We start from the raw sequence: 15,095 nt of genomic DNA on the forward strand, positions 1-15,095 counted from the left end.
AACTGCCGGGGTCCGACGGATTCCGGCCACGCCGATCAGCCCCGGGTCGCCCTGTCTGCCCGGGGTGGTGGGGGGCGTGCTAACGTCTCGTCCCGTTGTCAGCGAGCGCCGCTAGCTCAACTGGCAGAGCAGCGGACTCTTAATCCGCGGGTTCGGGGTTCGAGTCCCTGGCGGCGCACAGACGATCAAGGCCCTGGTTCGGTCACCCGTACCAGGGCTTTTTCGTCATGCCTGCTCGGACGCGGCAGCACGGCCGACCCCGGACCCATCGACGGCCGGACGGAATAGATCATATTCTGATCCGTCGAAGGAGGCCGTCGTGTCCACCACCCGGAGCGTGCTCACCCCGGCCACCTCGGCCGGTCCGGCCGGCCTGCGCCCCCGGGTCTGGACCGCCCTGATCGTCCTCGGACTCGTCGGGCAGATGGCCTGGACCATCGAGAACATCTACCTGAACCTGTTCGTGTACGACACGATCACCGGCGACCCGAACGTGATCGCCACGATGGTCGCCGCCAGCGCCGTGACCGCCACTGTCGCCACCCTGCTGCTCGGCGCCCTCTCCGACCGGACCGGCCGGCGCCGGTCGTTCATCGCCGGCGGCTACCTGCTGTGGGGCGTCTCCACCGCTGCCTTCGGCTTCCTCACAGTGGGTTTCGTGGAGGACATCGCGCCCGTGGCGAACGTCGTGCTGGTCACGGCGATCGCGGTCGTCACGCTGGACTGCCTGATGTCCTTCCTCGGCTCCGGGGCCAACGACGCGGCGTTCCAGGCGTGGGTCACCGATGTGACCGAGCCGGCCAACCGTGGCCGGGTCGAGTCGGTGCTCGCCGTCATGCCGCTGGTCTCGATGCTGGTGATCTTCGGCGGGTTCGACGGGCTGGCCCGCGCCGGGAACTGGCAGCTGTTCTTCGTGATCATCGGCGCGATCATGGCGGTGGCCGGGGTGCTGGCCTGGTTCCTGGTCGAGGACAGCCCGTCAGTCGTGCGGCACGAGGGCGGGTACCTGCGCGCCGTCGTCCACGGTTTGCGCCCGGCCGCCGTCCGGGCCAACCCGGGGCTCTACCTCGCCCTGGCGGCCTGGTCGATCTGGGGGATCTCCACGCAGGTGTTCCTGCCGTATCTGATCATCTACCTCCAGCGGTACCTGCGGATCGAGGGGTATGCGATCGTCCTGGCCGTCGTCCTCGTCACGGCGTCGGCGGTGAGCGTGGTCGGCGGGCGGCTCATCGACCGCGTCGGCAAGGTGCGCTTCCTGCTGCCGGCGGTAGTGGTCTACGGCACCGGCCTGGCCCTGATGTTCTTCGCCCGCGGCATGGTTCCCGTGATCGCCGCCGGGATCGTGATGATGTCGGGCTTCATGCTGGTCCTCGCCCCGATCGGCGCCATCGTGCGCGACCACTCGCCACCAGACCGGGCCGGTCATGTGCAGGGGCTGCGGATGGTCTTCGCCATCCTCGTCCCGATGCTCATCGGCCCCTACCTCGGCGCCGCCGTGATCACCGGCGCCGGCGAGGTCTACGAGGATCTCGGCGTGGTGAAGCAGGTTCCGACGCCGGGCATCTTCCTCATGGCGCTGGCCGTGCTGGTCCTCATCGCGGTGCCGGCCGTGGCGCTGCGGCGGCGGGAGCGGGAGGCCCGGGCATGACGCTGCTGACCCCGTGGGGTGCCACGCTCGACGCGGAGCGTGTCCTGCCCGAGTATCCCCGACCGCAGTTCGCCCGGGACAGCTGTCTCAACCTCAACGGCCGGTGGGAGTACGCGATCACCGGTTCCCCCACCGAGCCGGAACGCTACGACGGGGAGATCATCGTTCCGTTCTCCCCGGAGTCCGCGCTCTCCGGCGTCGGGCGGCAGCTCCAGCCGGGCGAGACGCTCTGGTACCGCCGTCCGCTGACCCTGCCGGCGGGCTTCCACGCTGCCGGCTCTCGGCTGCTGCTGCACTTCGGCGCGGTCGACCAGACCTGCCAGGTCTACCTGAACGACGTCCCGGTCGGCGGCCACACCGGCGGGTATCTGCCGTTCACCTGCGACATCACCGACGCGCTCCGCGAGGACGCCAACGTCCTGGTCGTGGCGGTCCAGGACGACAGCGACACCGGCCACCACTCCCGGGGCAAGCAGCGGTTGCGCCGCGGCGGCATCTGGTACACCGCCCAGTCCGGGATCTGGCAGACGGTGTGGGCGGAGAGCGTGCCCGCCGTACACCTGCGGCACCTCACCCTGACGCCGCTCCTCGACGAGGGGTGCGTCGAGGTGACGGCGCACGCGACGGCGGATGCCGGCGACGCCGGCATCCGGATCCTGGCCGACGGGATCGCGGTGGCCGAGGCCACCGCGCCGGTCGGCGTGGCGGTGCGCATCCCGATCCCCGAGGTACGGCAGTGGAGCCCCGAGGATCCGTTCCTCTACGACGTGACCGCCGAGCTGGGCGCGGACCGGGTCCGCAGCTACTTCGGCATGCGCTCGTTCGGTGTCGGACCGGACGGGGACGGCGTGCCCCGCCTGCTGCTCAACGGCCGGCCGTACTTCCACGCCGGGATCCTCGACCAGGGCTACTGGTCGGACGGCATGTACACGGCGCCCTCCGACGAGGCGATGATCGCCGACATCGCCACGATGAAGCGGCTCGGGTTCACCATGCTGCGCAAGCACATCAAGATCGAGCCGCTGCGCTGGTATTACCACTGCGACCGGCTGGGGATGCTGGTCTGGCAGGACATGGTCAACGGCGGCAGCGGTTACCACCCGCTGGTCGTCACCGCGCCCGCGGTGACGCCGCTGCGGCTGCCCGACCGGGGCCGGTGGCGGCGCTGGTTCGGCCGTGCCGACGCAGGCGGACGGGACCGATTCCGGGCCGAGCTGCGCGACACCGTCGAGCATCTGCGCAACGTGGTGAGCCTCGCCGTGTGGGTGCCGTTCAACGAGGGCTGGGGGCAGTTCGACGCGGCCCGGATCGCCCGCGACGTCGCCGAACTCGACCCCACCCGTACTGTCGACCACGCCAGCGGCTGGCATGACCAGCGCGGGGGCGACCTGCGCAGCCTGCACGTCTACTTCCGCCGGTTCCGCGTGCCGCGGCGACGCGGTGACCGCCGGGTGCTGGTGCTGTCGGAGTACGGCGGCTACAACCTGCGCGTCGACGGGCACGCGTTCAGCCGCAAGGATTTCGGCTACCGGCGGTGCCGCAGCGCCGAGGAACTGGCGGAGGCGTTCACGCGGCTGCACACCGAGCAGATCGTGCCCGCGATCCGGGCCGGTCTGAGCGCGACCGTCTACACCCAGCTGTCCGACGTGGAGGACGAACTCAACGGTCTGCTCACCTACGACCGGCGCGTGGTCAAGCTTCCCGAGGACGTGGTGCGGCAGGTCAACGCCCAGCTGCGTCACCAGCGGTTCTGAGCTTCCTCCGCCCAGCCGACCAGGCCGTCCAGAGCCACCCGCTCGCCGTCGTCCGCCTGGGCCCAGCCGGAGAAGTGCCCGAAGCACTGGTGGGTCTCGCTGGCCACGACGCCGAGGTTGGTGCGGGAGACCTTCTCGTGGAACGGGTGGAACTCCACCTCGACCCGATCACCGCTGATCCGCCACGGCCGCAGCCAGTCGCTGCGGTCGTAGCTCCAGCGCAGTTCGGCGCCGAGCTTGTGCAGCCGGCCGCCGGTGAACAGCGCGTTCTCGGTCGAGCCGGTGCCGTCGGTCCACTTGCCGCCGAGCTGGATCGACACGTCCGGTCCGCTGCCCGCCGCCCAGTTCCACGTGATCGCGTACGGCCACTTGCCCCGGCCGTGGTCGAGCACGGCGAACGAGTCGTCCTCGGCCACGGTGTGCGTCGTGCCGTTCACCCGCAGCGAGCCGCGCACCGGGCGGCCGACGTCCTTGACCGTGTACTGGAACCGTCGCGTGCTCCACGGGACCACGACGCCGAGCGACTCGTGGCCGGGCGGGAGTGGCACCACGAGGTCGATCTCGATGCCCGGTGCGGTGGCACGGATCGTGCTGCCCTCGGCGGTCTGGCCGATGTCGATCGACAGGCCGTCCCCTCGTGCGCACACGGTGCCCGCGCCGCTGACCGGCGGCATGACGACGCCACGGGCGAACGGGACCACGACGTCCTTGCCGGTCTCGACCTTCGTGGCGCGGTCGAGCACGTAGACGCCGTGCACCCCGGCGTAGTCCAGCGACGACGCGACGAGGCCGACGATGTGGGTCGGCGTCACGATCCCCCAGTACTCCCAGCGCTTGGCTCTTCCCCAGCCGCGCAGGTTCGCCCGGTGCAGCGGCCGGCGGGTCCAGCCGATCGCGGCGGGGTTGAGTCGCCCGTCCGGCATGCACAGGTCGACCGGCTCGACGATCTCCTTCTCGTGCGTCATCGGGGGAGCGTAGCGACCGCCCGCGACGGTGGTCCGAGCCCGCCCTCAGTAGTCGATGTTGATGGCGGCGACCTGGCGGCTGCCGTTGAAGACGATCGCCGGGCCGGCGAAGCGGGAACTGGCGTACGTCAGCGCCGTCTTGTGCCCGGGGCTGTTGAACCAGGCCTCGATCATCTGCTCCGGCGAGGAGTTGCCCGACGAGGCGAACAGCACCTCGTGCCCGCAGTGCTTCAACCCGCTGCCGGCGTTCAGGTTCTGCCGTACGCAGGACTCCGCCTCGCGGTGCTGCGCCGCGCCGAGCTTGACCTCGGTCAGCCCGAGCGCGCGACGCCGCTCGTTGAGCAGCACCAGCAGCCGGCGTTCCGCTGCGGACAGGCCGGTGGACGTGGCGGCGGACCTGGAGGGCGACGACGACGGGGTCGGCTTGGGCGACTTGCTGGGCTTCGCCGACCTGCTGGGGGTGGGGCTCGGGCGGGCAGCGGTCGGGGACGGCTCCACCGCGGTCGGCGAGGGCGTGAGCGCCGGTGCGGCGGTCGCGGCCGAGGGCTGCGCGGCTGCCGCACTCGCCGGCTGCGTCTTCGGCTCGCTGTTGTAGTTGGCGAGGACGAGCGCGCCACCTCCGGCCACCGCGACGGCGGCGACGACGCCGACCAGGACCTTGGACAACGAGAGCCCCGACCGCGCTCCGGCGGTCACGGCGTGGAGGCCGGGCGAGGCGGCCTGCGAGCCGGCGACGGTGTGCATCGTGTGGGTGACGTCCGAGGCGAGTGCGGCCGGGGGTGGCGTGAGCGCCAGGCCGGCCAGCAGCCGCTCGGCGGGTACCAGGTCGTTCGTCGCGTCCGGGCAGTGCGGGCAGTCCCGGACGTGCCGGGCGAACCGCTTGCGCCACACCGGCGCCGGCTGACGGTCCCAGCCGGCGGCCGTGTCGGCCAGGGCGGCGCAACCGGGCCGGGCGGTGAGCGCCCGCACCACCAGCCGGGCGGTGTCCAGTTGCGCCTTCATCCGGGACACCCGGACGGTCACGTGATGCGGCGCCAGGTTCAGGGCGTCGACCAGATCGGCGCGGGTGAGGTGGCCGGCCTCGACCAGCCACCAGAGCGACAGCAGGTGACGGTGGTCGTCGTCCAGCCAGCGTGTGGCCAGGACGACCTCCCGGCGCTGGTCGGAGAGGCGGAGCTGGGTCAGGGTCAGGTCCTCGAAGTCCGCGCGCGGGTCGATCACGTTGTCGATGTCCTCCGGCGGCGCCGGTGTGGTGTGCCGGCGCTGCGTGTGGGTGCGGATCTCGTTCATGGTGACGGCGACGAGCCACGACCGGAAAAGCCGCGGCTCGCGTACGCCCGCCAGCCCGCGTACGACGTTCAGCATCGTGTTCTGCACCACGTCGTCGACGTCGGCCGACCGGTTCAGCGCCCGGCCCACGATGTTGTAGACCAGCGGCAGACAGTGCGAGACCAGCTCGTCCATCGCCGCCCGGTCGCCGCGGCGAGCCGCGTCCACCACCGCCGACATGCCGGCCCTGCTCGGGTACGCGTGATAGGACACGCTCACAACCTCGCCTTCGCGGAACGATCTCGTACACCGTGGAGACTGTCCGATACGCACTCAGGTCACACAAATGCGTGCGCTGTCGGAGGAGAGCGCTATCTTCTCCGCCATGCCGATGATCACAATCGCCGATGAAGTGACCGGGGCGCCGAGCGGGCCGGTGTGGACCATGAAGGTCTTCGAGGACGAGGTACGTCTCGACGAGCTGATCCGCCGCCGGGTGTTCCTGGAGATCGCCGAGTCCGGCGTGGACGCCGATCCGGAGGAGCGCACCCGGACGACGCTCGACGCCTTCGGCCGCAACGCCTTCGTGGTGCTCGTCGACGACCGCCAGGTCACCGCCCTGGACGAGAAGGTCCGCCTGCACGCGGGATCCCGCGTCACCTTCCTCAAGCTCGTCCCGCTGGTGGGTGGCTGAATGACGACGTACGACCCCGAGTCGGCCCTGCGCGATGTGGCCGCCACCGCCAAGAAGTGGTGGGGCCCGAGCGGCGAGAACCTCAACGAGACCGGCAAGCAGGAATTCGTCGACCGGGTGGTGGCGGTGTGCTGCTGGGCGCCGGCGGGGACGGCTCCGTCGCTGCTCGCTGCGCTCAAAGATCCGCACGGGCCCTACGATCTCGCTGCGCCGTTGGTCGAGCTGCTGCCGGAGGCCACCCGGAAGGTCGAGTCGGTCGCCGCCGCCGTGGCCGACCTGACCGGCGACGACGCGGATCACGACAGGCGGGTCGCTGCCGCCTCCACCCTGATCGGCAGTCTGCCGGACCTGCCGTACCAGCACGAGAAGCCGTTGGACCGGGCCCGGGGCGAGGCGTGGCGCCGGACGACAGAACTCCTTGCCGCACAACCGGCGCCGGTGCGGCAGGTGGTGTTCGACGCGCTCACGGTGCCGGGGGAGAAGAGCGACGGCAGGGGCAAGCTGATCCGTGCCGCGCGCTCCGGCGGCGGGCTCGACGGCGCCGTCTGGCTCGATCGGCTCGGTGGTCAGGCCTGGCTGGGATTCGGTTACTGGAGCTCGCAGCTCCAGGGCTTCACCTGGGAGTCCATCAAGGCGACGGCGGCGGCCGGGCGTACGAATCCGGCGGCGCTGGCGGCCTGGCGCCGGACCCGGCTCGAACGTTCGCTGAGCGACATCAGCGACGAGGCCGACCGGATGTGGCCGATCCCCAACGTCGGTGAGCAGTGGGCCGACCGCGCCGTCGCGGACATCGAGGCGATGCCGGCGGATCGCCGGTCCTCGTGGGAGGCGCTGCTGGCCCACTGTCCGGTCGAGGTGGACAAGGCGAAGCCGACGGCCGGTTGGCGCAAGCAGGCCCGGTCGCTGCTCGACGCGGTGGGCGTCGACGATTTCACCGCCCGGCTCGACGACTGGCTTCCGCTCGTCGGGCAGGCGCGTAGCCTGCCGCTGCGCATGACCACATGCTGCCCCGGCCACATCAAGGACATGCCACCACGGATGATCGACCGCTACAACGTCGGGCTGCTGTGGGGACTGATCTGGATGCGGACGATGTGCCCGCCGTCCGAAGAGGCCCTGCGCAGCCTCGGCCAGATCGCGGAACGGGCCGCCCGCAAGATCTCCGGCCACGGCCCGGCGAGCCCGAAACTGGCGAACGTCGCGGTCGCGGCGCTCGTCGACACCGATCACCCCGCCGCGCTCGCCCAACTGGCCCGGCTGTCCTCGCGGCTGACCTACAAGAGCACCCTGCGCCTGGTGGAGAAGGGGCTGACCCGGCACGCCGAGGCGCGCGGCGTCAGCCGGGAGGACGTCGAGGAGATGGCCCTGCCCGGCTTCGGGCTGCCGCTCGCGGACAAGCTGGGCGACTGCTCGTACGAGCTGGAGGTGCGCGGTGTCGACGCCGTAGTGGTGTGGCGCAACGCGGACGGCAAGGTGGTCAAGACGCCTCCGGCCCAGGTGCGCAGGGATCACGGCGACGAGGTGAAGGAGCTGAAGGCGACTGTCGCCGACGTCGCCGCCACGCTCGTCGCCACCCGCGACCGGTTGGAAGGGCTCCTGCGGCGCGACCGTTCGTGGACCGTCGAGCAGTGGCGCGAGCGGTTCCTGGACCATCCGCTGGCCCGTACGCTGGCCCGGCGTCTCATCTGGACCGTCGACGACGTGGCCTGCTGCTGGGCCGGTGAGGCGCTGCGAACGGTGGACGACACCGTGGTCGAGCCGGCCGACGAGGCGACGGTCCGGCTGTGGCATCCGGTGCTCGACCCCGACGCGGTGGCGCCGTGGCGGGACTTCCTGACCCGGCACGCGATCACCCAGCCGTTCAAGCAGGCGCACCGGGAGCAGTACCTGCTCACCGACGCGGAGCGGGCCACGGGCATGTACTCCAACCGGTTCGCCGCGCACATCGTGCGTCAGCACCGGCTCAACGCGCTGCTGTCCCGGCGCGGCTGGTCGTACGTCCAGCACCGCAACGACGGGGCCTCGTACAACCTGCCCTGGCTGGCCCTCCCGGACTGGGGGCTGCGCGCCGAACTGGGCGTCGCCGGGATCGAGGACCGGGGCGACGACCTCGTGTTCGACACGATGGGGACCGACCAGCTGTTCTTCATCCGGGGGGAGCGCCTGCCGGTTCCGCTGGCGGAGGTGCCGCCGGTCGTGCTGAGCGAGGTGATGCGCGACGTCGACCTGTTCGTGGCCGCGGCCGGGGTGGGCGCCGACCCGAACTGGTACGACGGTGGGCCGCAGGGCCGGCATCGCGACTACTGGGCGCAGAGCAGCTTCGGCGAGCTGACCCCGACCGGCCGGACGCGCCGGGACGTGCTGGCGGAGCTGATCCCCCGGCTGGCGATCGCCGGTCGCTGCACGCTCACCGACAGGTTCCTGGAGGTACGCGGCGACCTGCACACGTACCGCATCCACTGCGGCTCGGGGAACATCCTGATCGCCCCGGACGAGCGGTACCTGTGCATCATCCCGGACTCGGCGAAGGCGAAGGAGCCGGAGATGTACCTGCCCTTCGAGGGTGACAGCCGGCTCGCCGAGATCATCAGCAAGGCGTTGCTGCTGGCCGCCGACAAGAAGATCAAGGATCCGGTGATCCTGCGCCAGCTGTGAGGCGGCCGGCGGGCGCCGGGCCCAGGGTCAGCCCGGCGCCCGCTTCGGCAGCAACAGCTCCTCGTGGTCGAGTTCGCGTTCCAGCACCCGCAGCTCCTCGTCCGGCAGCCGGCCGGAGTCGCGCCACCGCAGCAACTCCTCGCGCTGCGCTTCGAGGACGGTCCGGCGGACCCGCAGCGCCGTCTCGTACTCCGGTGAGGTGGGCAGCTCCGACGAGCCGCTCTGCTGGATCAGGTCGAGCCGTCCCCGGTAGCGGGCCAGCCGGGTCTGCAACTGGGTCCGCGTGGTGTCGACGGCGACCCTGCTGTCCGGCTCCTCGGCGACGACGGTGTCGAGGCGGGCGAGCGCGGCCTCCACAGCGGCCGAGCGGGCCTCGTTGCGTACCCGGGCCTGGTCGGCCTCGTTGGCGCGCAGGCCGAGCATCCGCACGAGCGGCGCGAACGTCAGGCCCTGCCCGACCAGCGTCACCAGGACGACCACGAAGGTGCAGAACAGCAGCAGGTCACGATCGGGGAAGGGGTCGCCGCTGCGGGTGGTCAGCGGCAGCGTGAAGATCGCGGCCAGGCTGATCACACCACGCGTACCGGACCAGCTCAGCGCCACCACCTCGCGGGAGGTCAGCCCGCGGGCGTTGCGGTCGACGCCGCCGAGCCGCCGCGCGGCGTCCGGCCCGTCGGTGTCGTCCTGCTCGGCGACGCCACCGAGCCGGGTGTGCAGCGACCGGGGGAGCCACTGCGTCAGGATCAGCCAGGCCGGGCGCAGGAGCAGCACCACGCCGACCGACACGGCGACGGCGATGACGATGGTCGACGTGTCGTACTGGCGCAGGCCCCGCATGACGGCGGGGAGCTGCTGGCCGATCAGCAGGAAGACGAAGCCTTCGAGGAGGAAGTCGACGAGCCGCCACACGGCGTTGGTCTGGAGGCGGGCGGCGCCGGACCCGAACTCCGGCGTCTGGTGGCCGACGATCAGGCCGGCGACCACCACCGCCAGCACACCGGAGACGTGCAGCGCCTCGCCCAGCAGGTACGCCACGAACGGTGTCGCGAGCGAGATCGCGTTCGACAGCAGCGGGTCCGCGGTGAGCGGCCGGACCAGTCGTTTCGCCCGGGCGACGACCACGCCCACCGCGATCCCGCCGGCGGCGGCCAGCACGAACTGCCCGATCGCGGCGTGGAACGAGAACTCGCCGCCCACGGCGGCGGCCACGGCGACGCTGAGCATGGTCAGCGCGGTGGCGTCGTTCAGCAGTCCCTCGCCCTGGATGATCGTGACCATCTTCGGCGGCAGGTTGACCCGCCGGCCCACGGCCAGGGCGGCGACCGGGTCGGGCGGGGCGACGGCGGCGCCGACCGCGATGCCTGCGGCCAGCGTCGCGCCGGCGACGAACAGGTGGAACCCGACGCCCACGAGCAGTCCGGTGAGGAGCACCAGCACCACGGAGAGGCTGACCACGATCCGCAGGTTGCGGCGGATGTCCAGCAGGGACGAGTCCAGCGCGGCGCTGTAGAGCAGCGGCGGCAGCACGACCATGAGCACCAGCTCGGGGTCGAGGCCGATGTTGGGGCCGGGGAGCAGCGCGTACGCGATGCCGATGAGCGGCAGGAGTGCCGCCGCCGGCAGACCGGTACGGGAGGCGACCCACCGCACGGCGATGATGACCGCGACGGCGGCGAGCACGAACAGCAGTGTCGAATGGGTGCTCACCCCGACCGACAGTACCGGGGCCGAGATCATCGCGCGCCGACGGTGCCGTCAACCGAGGGTTGACGGGCAAGGACCGTCAACCTATGGTTGACGCATGGAGGAGACCGAACCGCTCAAGATGACCCATCCGGTACGCCTCGACGACCTCATCGACGGCATCAAGAAGGCACACACCGACGCGCTCGACCAACTGGCCGACGCCGTCCTCGTCGCCGACCACCTGGGCGACGTCGCCGACCACCTGATCGGGCACTTCGTCGACCAGGCGCGCCGCTCCGGCGCCTCGTGGACGGAGATCGGCCGCAGCATGGGCGTGACCAAGCAGGCCGCCCAGAAGCGCTCCGCCGCCAAGGCGGAGACCGCCGCCGCGCTCGACCCGAACTCGGGGTTCGGCCGGTTCACCCCGCGCGCCCGCAACGTGGTGCTGGCCTCGCAGGAGGAGGCGCGGGCGGCGGGCAACGCCGAGATCACCCCGGGACACGTCGCGCTCGGGCTGCTCGCCGAGCCGGAAGGGCTCGCGGCCGCGGCGATCGTGGCTCGGGGCGTACCCCTGGAACGGCTGCGGGAGGTCGTCACCGCGACGCTGCCGGCGAAGGCCGGCCAGGTCCCGGACCTGATCCCCTACGACGCGCGGGCCAAGAAGGTCCTGGAGCTGACGTTCCGGGAGGCGTTGCGGATGGGGCACAACTACATCGGTACGGAGCACATCCTGCTCGCCCTGCTGGAGGAGGAGGGCGACGACGGGGTGCTGCGCGGGCTCGGCCTGGAGAAGTCCGAGCTGGAGTCGGCGTTCGAGGCGACGCTCGCCGAGATCACCCGGAAAGGGGCCTGACACCGCGCCGGGCACGCGTCACGGGGGCGCGTGCCCGGTGTGCGGGTGTTCAGCCGGCGACGGGGAAGCCGTACCGGGCGGCGTGCTCCGGGTCGGCCGGGTCGACCTGGCGGATGCCGGCGTCGGCGAGGCGCTTGTTCACCTCGTCAAGGTGCTCCCGGACCAGCCGGGCCTCCTCCTCGGTGACCCGGCCGCGGTGCGGGCGCCCGGCGTGCTCGATGGTGCCGTAGTCGATCTTCTCGGTGGCGCGGCGGGCCTTGGGCGGCTTGACCCGCTCGGCGGTACGCAGCAGCTGCGCCATCGGCACGTCGGTCGCCATCGAGTCGAACTCGCTGGCGGTCAGCACCACCCGGCGCGGCTCACCGTGACCGTGCCGGTCGTGGATCTCCACCACCGCGACGTCGAGCGCCGCGTCGTCGATGCTCTCCACGTCGACCGGGGTGGCGTCCAGCTGCACGGGCCCGGCGACCAGGTCCGGGTGCTCCAGGACGACGACCTTGACCACCTCGTCGTCGGGGCTGAGCACCTGACCGGTGAAGTCGGAGACGTGGATCGTCTTCTTGCCCATGCGCGGAGCTTCTCCTGTCGTAGGCCGGAAATCGGACCACAAGACGCTACCGCACAGGTGTGCGAAGGCCGGTACGCGCGCCCGGCCGGTGTGTCGCCGCCCGCGTTCCTATAGGGGTGAGAGGCCACGCCAGGCGGCGGCACCGGCCGGTTGCGCGTTCAGTTCGGCCCAGGAGAGCCCTCGGTCGCGGGCCTCGCGGTACGCCGGCTGCGCCGGGAACCGTCGGGCGTCTGCGGCGGCCCGCCAGCCGCGCTCCGCGTCCTGCTGGAATCGGTCATTCGGTTCGTGAGGCATGACCACTACCGTCCCAGAGAAACTTGTCCATGTATGGAAATGAATATGACGCAGGGGCGATGCCTTCGGTTCCGCGAAGCGCCGGGTTTCCTGCGGCCGGTGGCGGGACCAGGAATCGGCGTCCGTCGCTGGCGTGCCGACCCTCTACCCACCTGCCGCGCGTCTCAACCGCGCCGCGATCGGCGAATTCCGCGGGCACGGGCGCGGCGTCCCGGCGTACCATGATCACGTGCTCGACCGGCGGGTCTTCCTTCATCTGGCGACCTGGTTGGGGCAGTGGCCGGCGGGCCCCGGGCTGCACGTGGTCCGGTCCTATCGCCGCGCCCGCCCGGCCTGGGACGGGCGGCTGCGCCCGGCCGTCGCGGTGACCGCGGGCGGCAGCACCGTCCTCTCGGTGGCCGCCGACCGGGTGGAGGCGGTCCGGACGCTGGTACGCGACCGGCCGCTCGGGGAGTGGCTGTCCGACCTGCCGGTCACTGTCGGCATGCCCGAGTTCGTCGCGCACGCCTCGGTCTTCCGCTGGTGCACCGACCCGGCGCCGCTGCCCGAGGTGGGGGAGTGGGTCCCGCCCACGCTGCCCGGGCTGCCGCCGTGGCTGCGGCTGTTCGACCGGGAGGTGCTCGTGGTGCGGGGCGCCGACGGCGCGTACCGGGCCGGCGTGGGGATCAAGCGGCACGACGCGTACGGGCACGAGCTGGCGGTGGGCACGGTGCCGACGGCGCGCGGGCGCGGCCTGGCCCGGCGGCTGGTCGCGCAGGCGGCCCGCCGGGTGCTGGACGAGGGGGCGATCCCCACCTACCTGCACGACCCGGGCAACGCCGCGTCGGCGCGGGTGGCCGAGGCGGCCGGGTTCCCGGAGCGCGGCTTCACCGCGTTCGGCGTCTTCCCCCGCTGACCCGCCCCGCTGGCCGAGTCCGGCGCGGACCGTGGATCCCGGGCCGGATCCACGGTCCGCAGCTCTCCCCCCAGGCCCGACATCGGTAACGCTATGTGTCAGTTCCTGTCGGGAGCAAGGGGTGCGTTGCTGTCCGGTTACGGACTCTCACCTGCGCAATCGCTTGCCTTCGCGTCGGCGGGATCAGTGACGCAGCGTGTGGATCAGGGCGAGCGCCTGTCGGGTGACCGGCCGCAGCACGCGCAGCCGGGACAGACCCACCAGCCGGTCCACGAGCGGCACCACGCCGTCGATGAGCTGCCGGGTCTTGACCTGCCCCTCCGAGCGGTCGTGCACCCAGTAGAGCACCACACCCATGTAGCCGAGCCAGAGCAGCTCGGGCAGTGCCTCGCGCAGCTCGTCGTCGAGCTTGACTGTGGACCCGGTCAGCGCCTCGCGGAACAGCGCGATCGACATGTCCCGGGGTGCCGACGACTCGGCGGAGAACGGGCTGAGCGGTGAGGTCGGCTCGGCCGCCGTCTTGAAGAAGGCGCCCGCGAACGCGTGGTACGGGCTCAGCACGTCGATGCCCGCGTGCAGCACCCCGGCCAGTCGCGGGCCGAAGTCCCGCTCCCGGGCGAGCACCGGCGCGGCTGCCTCCCGGTGCTCGCGCTGGGTGCCCGCGTAGAACTCCTGGACCAGGTGTTCCTTGGAGCCGAAGTAGTAGTAGGCGTTGCCCACCGCCACGCCCGCCTCCTGGGCGACGGCGCGCATCGTCGTCCGCGCGTATCCGCGCTCGCGGAACAGCCGCATCGCGGTGTCGAGGATCAGCTGGCGGGTCTGCTCACCCCGGGCCGTCGACCCCTGCCCACCCGCAGCGGTCGTCGGCGCACTCTGCTCGGTCATCGTCGTCACCGTATCCCGGTTCCCGGATCCGTTCGCGGACCGCGGAGGCCGCCGCCACCACCCGCCGGGCCAGCGGCAGCAGGTGCGGGCGGGCCAGCCGCTCGGCCGTGCCGCGATGTTCGGCGAGCGCCCAGAGGCAGGCGAACCAGGCGCCGTCGCCGCGGTAGACCGCACCGGTGTCGGCCACCACGGTCAGGTCGCGCAGTGTGGCATCGTGGTCGAGCCCGGGGAAGCGCCGCCGGGCCTCGGCGGACCCGGCCGGCACGAACTCCAGCGGTACGAGCTGGGCGCGCGAGGCGAGCCAGCGCCGGGCGGCCCGGCACATCGGGCAGTCCGCGTCGAACAGGACGGTGAACCCGCGGATCCCACCGGCCCCGTGCCCGGTGGGATCCTGCTGGTGCCCGCCCGCGGCGGACGTCACCGGGCCGGCGGGTTCGGGCCCGCCGCCGGTACGGGCCCGCCCTGCGGCGGGAGCATCCTGACCGGCGGCAGCGGCGGGTGGAGGGCCTGCTGGCGCAGGCGGCCGCGCCGGTAGCGGCCGAGCGCGAAGACGTTGAAGAAGTGCAGCGCGCCCAGCACCAGCAGGACGAATCCCACCTTCATGGAGAGCTGCTCCAGCGCCTGGCTGGTGTCGCCGACCGGGCCGGACTCCTTCATCGCCACCGTGACGTAGCCGAGGTTGAGCAGGTAGAAGCCGACCACCAGCAGGCTGTTGACCGCCTCGGCCAGCCGGCTGTCGGCGAACACGTCCTGCAGGAACACCAGCCCGTTGCGGGACAGTGCCCGCGCCACCCAGATGGTGAGGCCGATGCTCACCGTCAGGTAGGCCAGGTACATCCAGACCTTCACGTCCATCCCCGTCGCCTCTCTTGAACGTGTTCAAATCCTGGGCACCCTGAGCGTACGACAGAATTTGAACACGTTCAAGA

14 protein-coding genes and 1 tRNA gene are annotated in these 15,095 nt (G+C 71.8%); 7 read left to right on the plus strand and 8 right to left on the minus strand.

The window, feature by feature from the left end; genetic code table 11:
* Positions 1-105 precede the first annotated feature (105 nt).
* The 3 genes from ACN27D_RS22160 (at position 106) to ACN27D_RS22170 (ending at position 3,402) form a co-directional block, all read left to right on the plus strand.
* A tRNA-Lys gene (locus ACN27D_RS22160) sits at positions 106-178 on the plus strand.
* A gap of 141 nt (positions 179-319) precedes the next feature.
* Complete coding sequence (locus tag ACN27D_RS22165; protein ID WP_421499900.1) at positions 320-1,648, plus strand: MFS transporter; 1,329 nt, start codon at positions 320-322, stop codon at positions 1,646-1,648.
* Positions 1,645-3,402, plus strand: coding sequence for a glycoside hydrolase family 2 protein (locus tag ACN27D_RS22170; protein WP_421499901.1), 1,758 nt, complete (start codon positions 1,645-1,647; stop codon positions 3,400-3,402). The genes ACN27D_RS22165 and ACN27D_RS22170 overlap by 4 nt, the downstream gene beginning before the upstream one ends.
* On the opposite strand, the gene ACN27D_RS22175 is transcribed toward ACN27D_RS22170, so the two are convergent.
* Complete coding sequence (locus ACN27D_RS22175) at positions 3,387-4,367, minus strand: DUF2804 domain-containing protein (RefSeq protein WP_358170131.1); 981 nt, start codon at positions 4,365-4,367, stop codon at positions 3,387-3,389. The genes ACN27D_RS22170 and ACN27D_RS22175 overlap by 16 nt on opposite strands.
* A 45-nt stretch (positions 4,368-4,412) precedes the next feature.
* On the minus strand, positions 4,413-5,909 hold the full coding sequence (locus tag ACN27D_RS22180; RefSeq protein WP_421499902.1) for a sigma-70 family RNA polymerase sigma factor: 1,497 nt from the start codon (positions 5,907-5,909) through the stop codon (positions 4,413-4,415).
* 112 nt (positions 5,910-6,021) lie between these two features.
* Here ACN27D_RS22180 and ACN27D_RS22185 point away from each other — a divergent pair, with 112 nt between their 5' ends.
* Both ACN27D_RS22185 and ACN27D_RS22190 read left to right on the plus strand, forming a co-directional pair.
* On the plus strand, positions 6,022-6,330 hold the full coding sequence (locus ACN27D_RS22185; protein WP_252449498.1) for a hypothetical protein: 309 nt from the start codon (positions 6,022-6,024) through the stop codon (positions 6,328-6,330).
* On the plus strand, positions 6,331-8,985 hold the full coding sequence (locus ACN27D_RS22190) for a DUF4132 domain-containing protein (protein WP_421499903.1): 2,655 nt from the start codon (positions 6,331-6,333) through the stop codon (positions 8,983-8,985). It begins immediately after the preceding gene.
* 27 nt (positions 8,986-9,012) lie between these two features.
* On the opposite strand, the gene ACN27D_RS22195 is transcribed toward ACN27D_RS22190, so the two are convergent.
* Positions 9,013-10,722, minus strand: a complete 1,710-nt coding sequence (locus ACN27D_RS22195; protein WP_421499904.1) for a Na+/H+ antiporter — start codon at positions 10,720-10,722, stop codon at positions 9,013-9,015.
* Between the two features lie 64 nt (positions 10,723-10,786).
* Here ACN27D_RS22195 and ACN27D_RS22200 point away from each other — a divergent pair, with 64 nt between their 5' ends.
* A complete protein-coding gene (locus ACN27D_RS22200; protein WP_421499905.1) occupies positions 10,787-11,524 on the plus strand; it encodes a Clp protease N-terminal domain-containing protein in 738 nt (245 codons plus the stop codon).
* Positions 11,525-11,573: 49 nt separating this feature from the next.
* Here ACN27D_RS22200 and ACN27D_RS22205 read toward each other — a convergent pair whose 3' ends face one another.
* Positions 11,574-12,092 (minus strand): hypothetical protein, encoded by a 519-nt coding sequence (locus tag ACN27D_RS22205; RefSeq protein ID WP_358170135.1) that lies wholly within the window; start codon positions 12,090-12,092, stop codon positions 11,574-11,576.
* A gap of 108 nt (positions 12,093-12,200) precedes the next feature.
* Positions 12,201-12,386 carry a DNA repair protein gene (locus tag ACN27D_RS22210; RefSeq protein WP_120573939.1) on the minus strand — a complete coding sequence of 62 codons (186 nt, stop codon included), beginning with the start codon at positions 12,384-12,386 and terminating at the stop codon, positions 12,201-12,203.
* A gap of 229 nt (positions 12,387-12,615) precedes the next feature.
* On the opposite strand from ACN27D_RS22210, the gene ACN27D_RS22215 reads away from it, so the two are divergent.
* Positions 12,616-13,281 (plus strand): GNAT family N-acetyltransferase, encoded by a 666-nt coding sequence (locus ACN27D_RS22215; protein ID WP_421499906.1) that lies wholly within the window; start codon positions 12,616-12,618, stop codon positions 13,279-13,281.
* 183 nt (positions 13,282-13,464) lie between these two features.
* On the opposite strand, the gene ACN27D_RS22220 is transcribed toward ACN27D_RS22215, so the two are convergent.
* From ACN27D_RS22220 to ACN27D_RS22230, 3 genes are read right to left on the minus strand one after another with little or no spacing between them, the layout of a single operon-like run.
* Positions 13,465-14,166, minus strand: a complete 702-nt coding sequence (locus tag ACN27D_RS22220; RefSeq protein WP_120571348.1) for a TetR family transcriptional regulator — start codon at positions 14,164-14,166, stop codon at positions 13,465-13,467.
* Positions 14,105-14,587 carry a thiol-disulfide oxidoreductase DCC family protein gene (locus ACN27D_RS22225; protein WP_091419207.1) on the minus strand — a complete coding sequence of 161 codons (483 nt, stop codon included), beginning with the start codon at positions 14,585-14,587 and terminating at the stop codon, positions 14,105-14,107. Before ACN27D_RS22225 ends, ACN27D_RS22220 begins: the two co-directional genes overlap by 62 nt.
* Positions 14,584-15,021, minus strand: coding sequence for a hypothetical protein (locus ACN27D_RS22230; RefSeq protein WP_120571347.1), 438 nt, complete (start codon positions 15,019-15,021; stop codon positions 14,584-14,586). The genes ACN27D_RS22225 and ACN27D_RS22230 overlap by 4 nt, the downstream gene beginning before the upstream one ends.
* Positions 15,022-15,095 lie beyond the last annotated feature (74 nt).

The sequence above is a fragment of the Micromonospora sp. WMMD1274 genome (genome assembly GCF_049179035.1).
Lineage (GTDB): Bacteria > Actinomycetota > Actinomycetes > Mycobacteriales > Micromonosporaceae > Micromonospora > Micromonospora tulbaghiae.

What these genes read in the sequence shown, in the direction of transcription:
- ACN27D_RS22170 (WP_421499901.1), top strand. Translation starts at nt 1,645, where the DNA reads ATGACGCTGCTGACCCCGTGGGGTGCCACGCTCGACGCGGAGCGTGTC.
- ACN27D_RS22175 (WP_358170131.1), bottom strand. Translation starts at nt 4,367, where the DNA reads ATGACGCACGAGAAGGAGATCGTCGAGCCGGTCGACCTGTGCATGCCG.
- ACN27D_RS22185 (WP_252449498.1), top strand. Translation starts at nt 6,022, where the DNA reads ATGCCGATGATCACAATCGCCGATGAAGTGACCGGGGCGCCGAGCGGG.
- ACN27D_RS22190 (WP_421499903.1), top strand. Translation starts at nt 6,331, where the DNA reads ATGACGACGTACGACCCCGAGTCGGCCCTGCGCGATGTGGCCGCCACC.
- ACN27D_RS22195 (WP_421499904.1), bottom strand. Translation starts at nt 10,722, where the DNA reads ATGATCTCGGCCCCGGTACTGTCGGTCGGGGTGAGCACCCATTCGACA.
- ACN27D_RS22200 (WP_421499905.1), top strand. Translation starts at nt 10,787, where the DNA reads ATGGAGGAGACCGAACCGCTCAAGATGACCCATCCGGTACGCCTCGAC.
- ACN27D_RS22205 (WP_358170135.1), bottom strand. Translation starts at nt 12,092, where the DNA reads ATGGGCAAGAAGACGATCCACGTCTCCGACTTCACCGGTCAGGTGCTC.
- ACN27D_RS22210 (WP_120573939.1), bottom strand. Translation starts at nt 12,386, where the DNA reads ATGCCTCACGAACCGAATGACCGATTCCAGCAGGACGCGGAGCGCGGC.
- ACN27D_RS22220 (WP_120571348.1), bottom strand. Translation starts at nt 14,166, where the DNA reads ATGACCGAGCAGAGTGCGCCGACGACCGCTGCGGGTGGGCAGGGGTCG.
- ACN27D_RS22230 (WP_120571347.1), bottom strand. Translation starts at nt 15,021, where the DNA reads ATGGACGTGAAGGTCTGGATGTACCTGGCCTACCTGACGGTGAGCATC.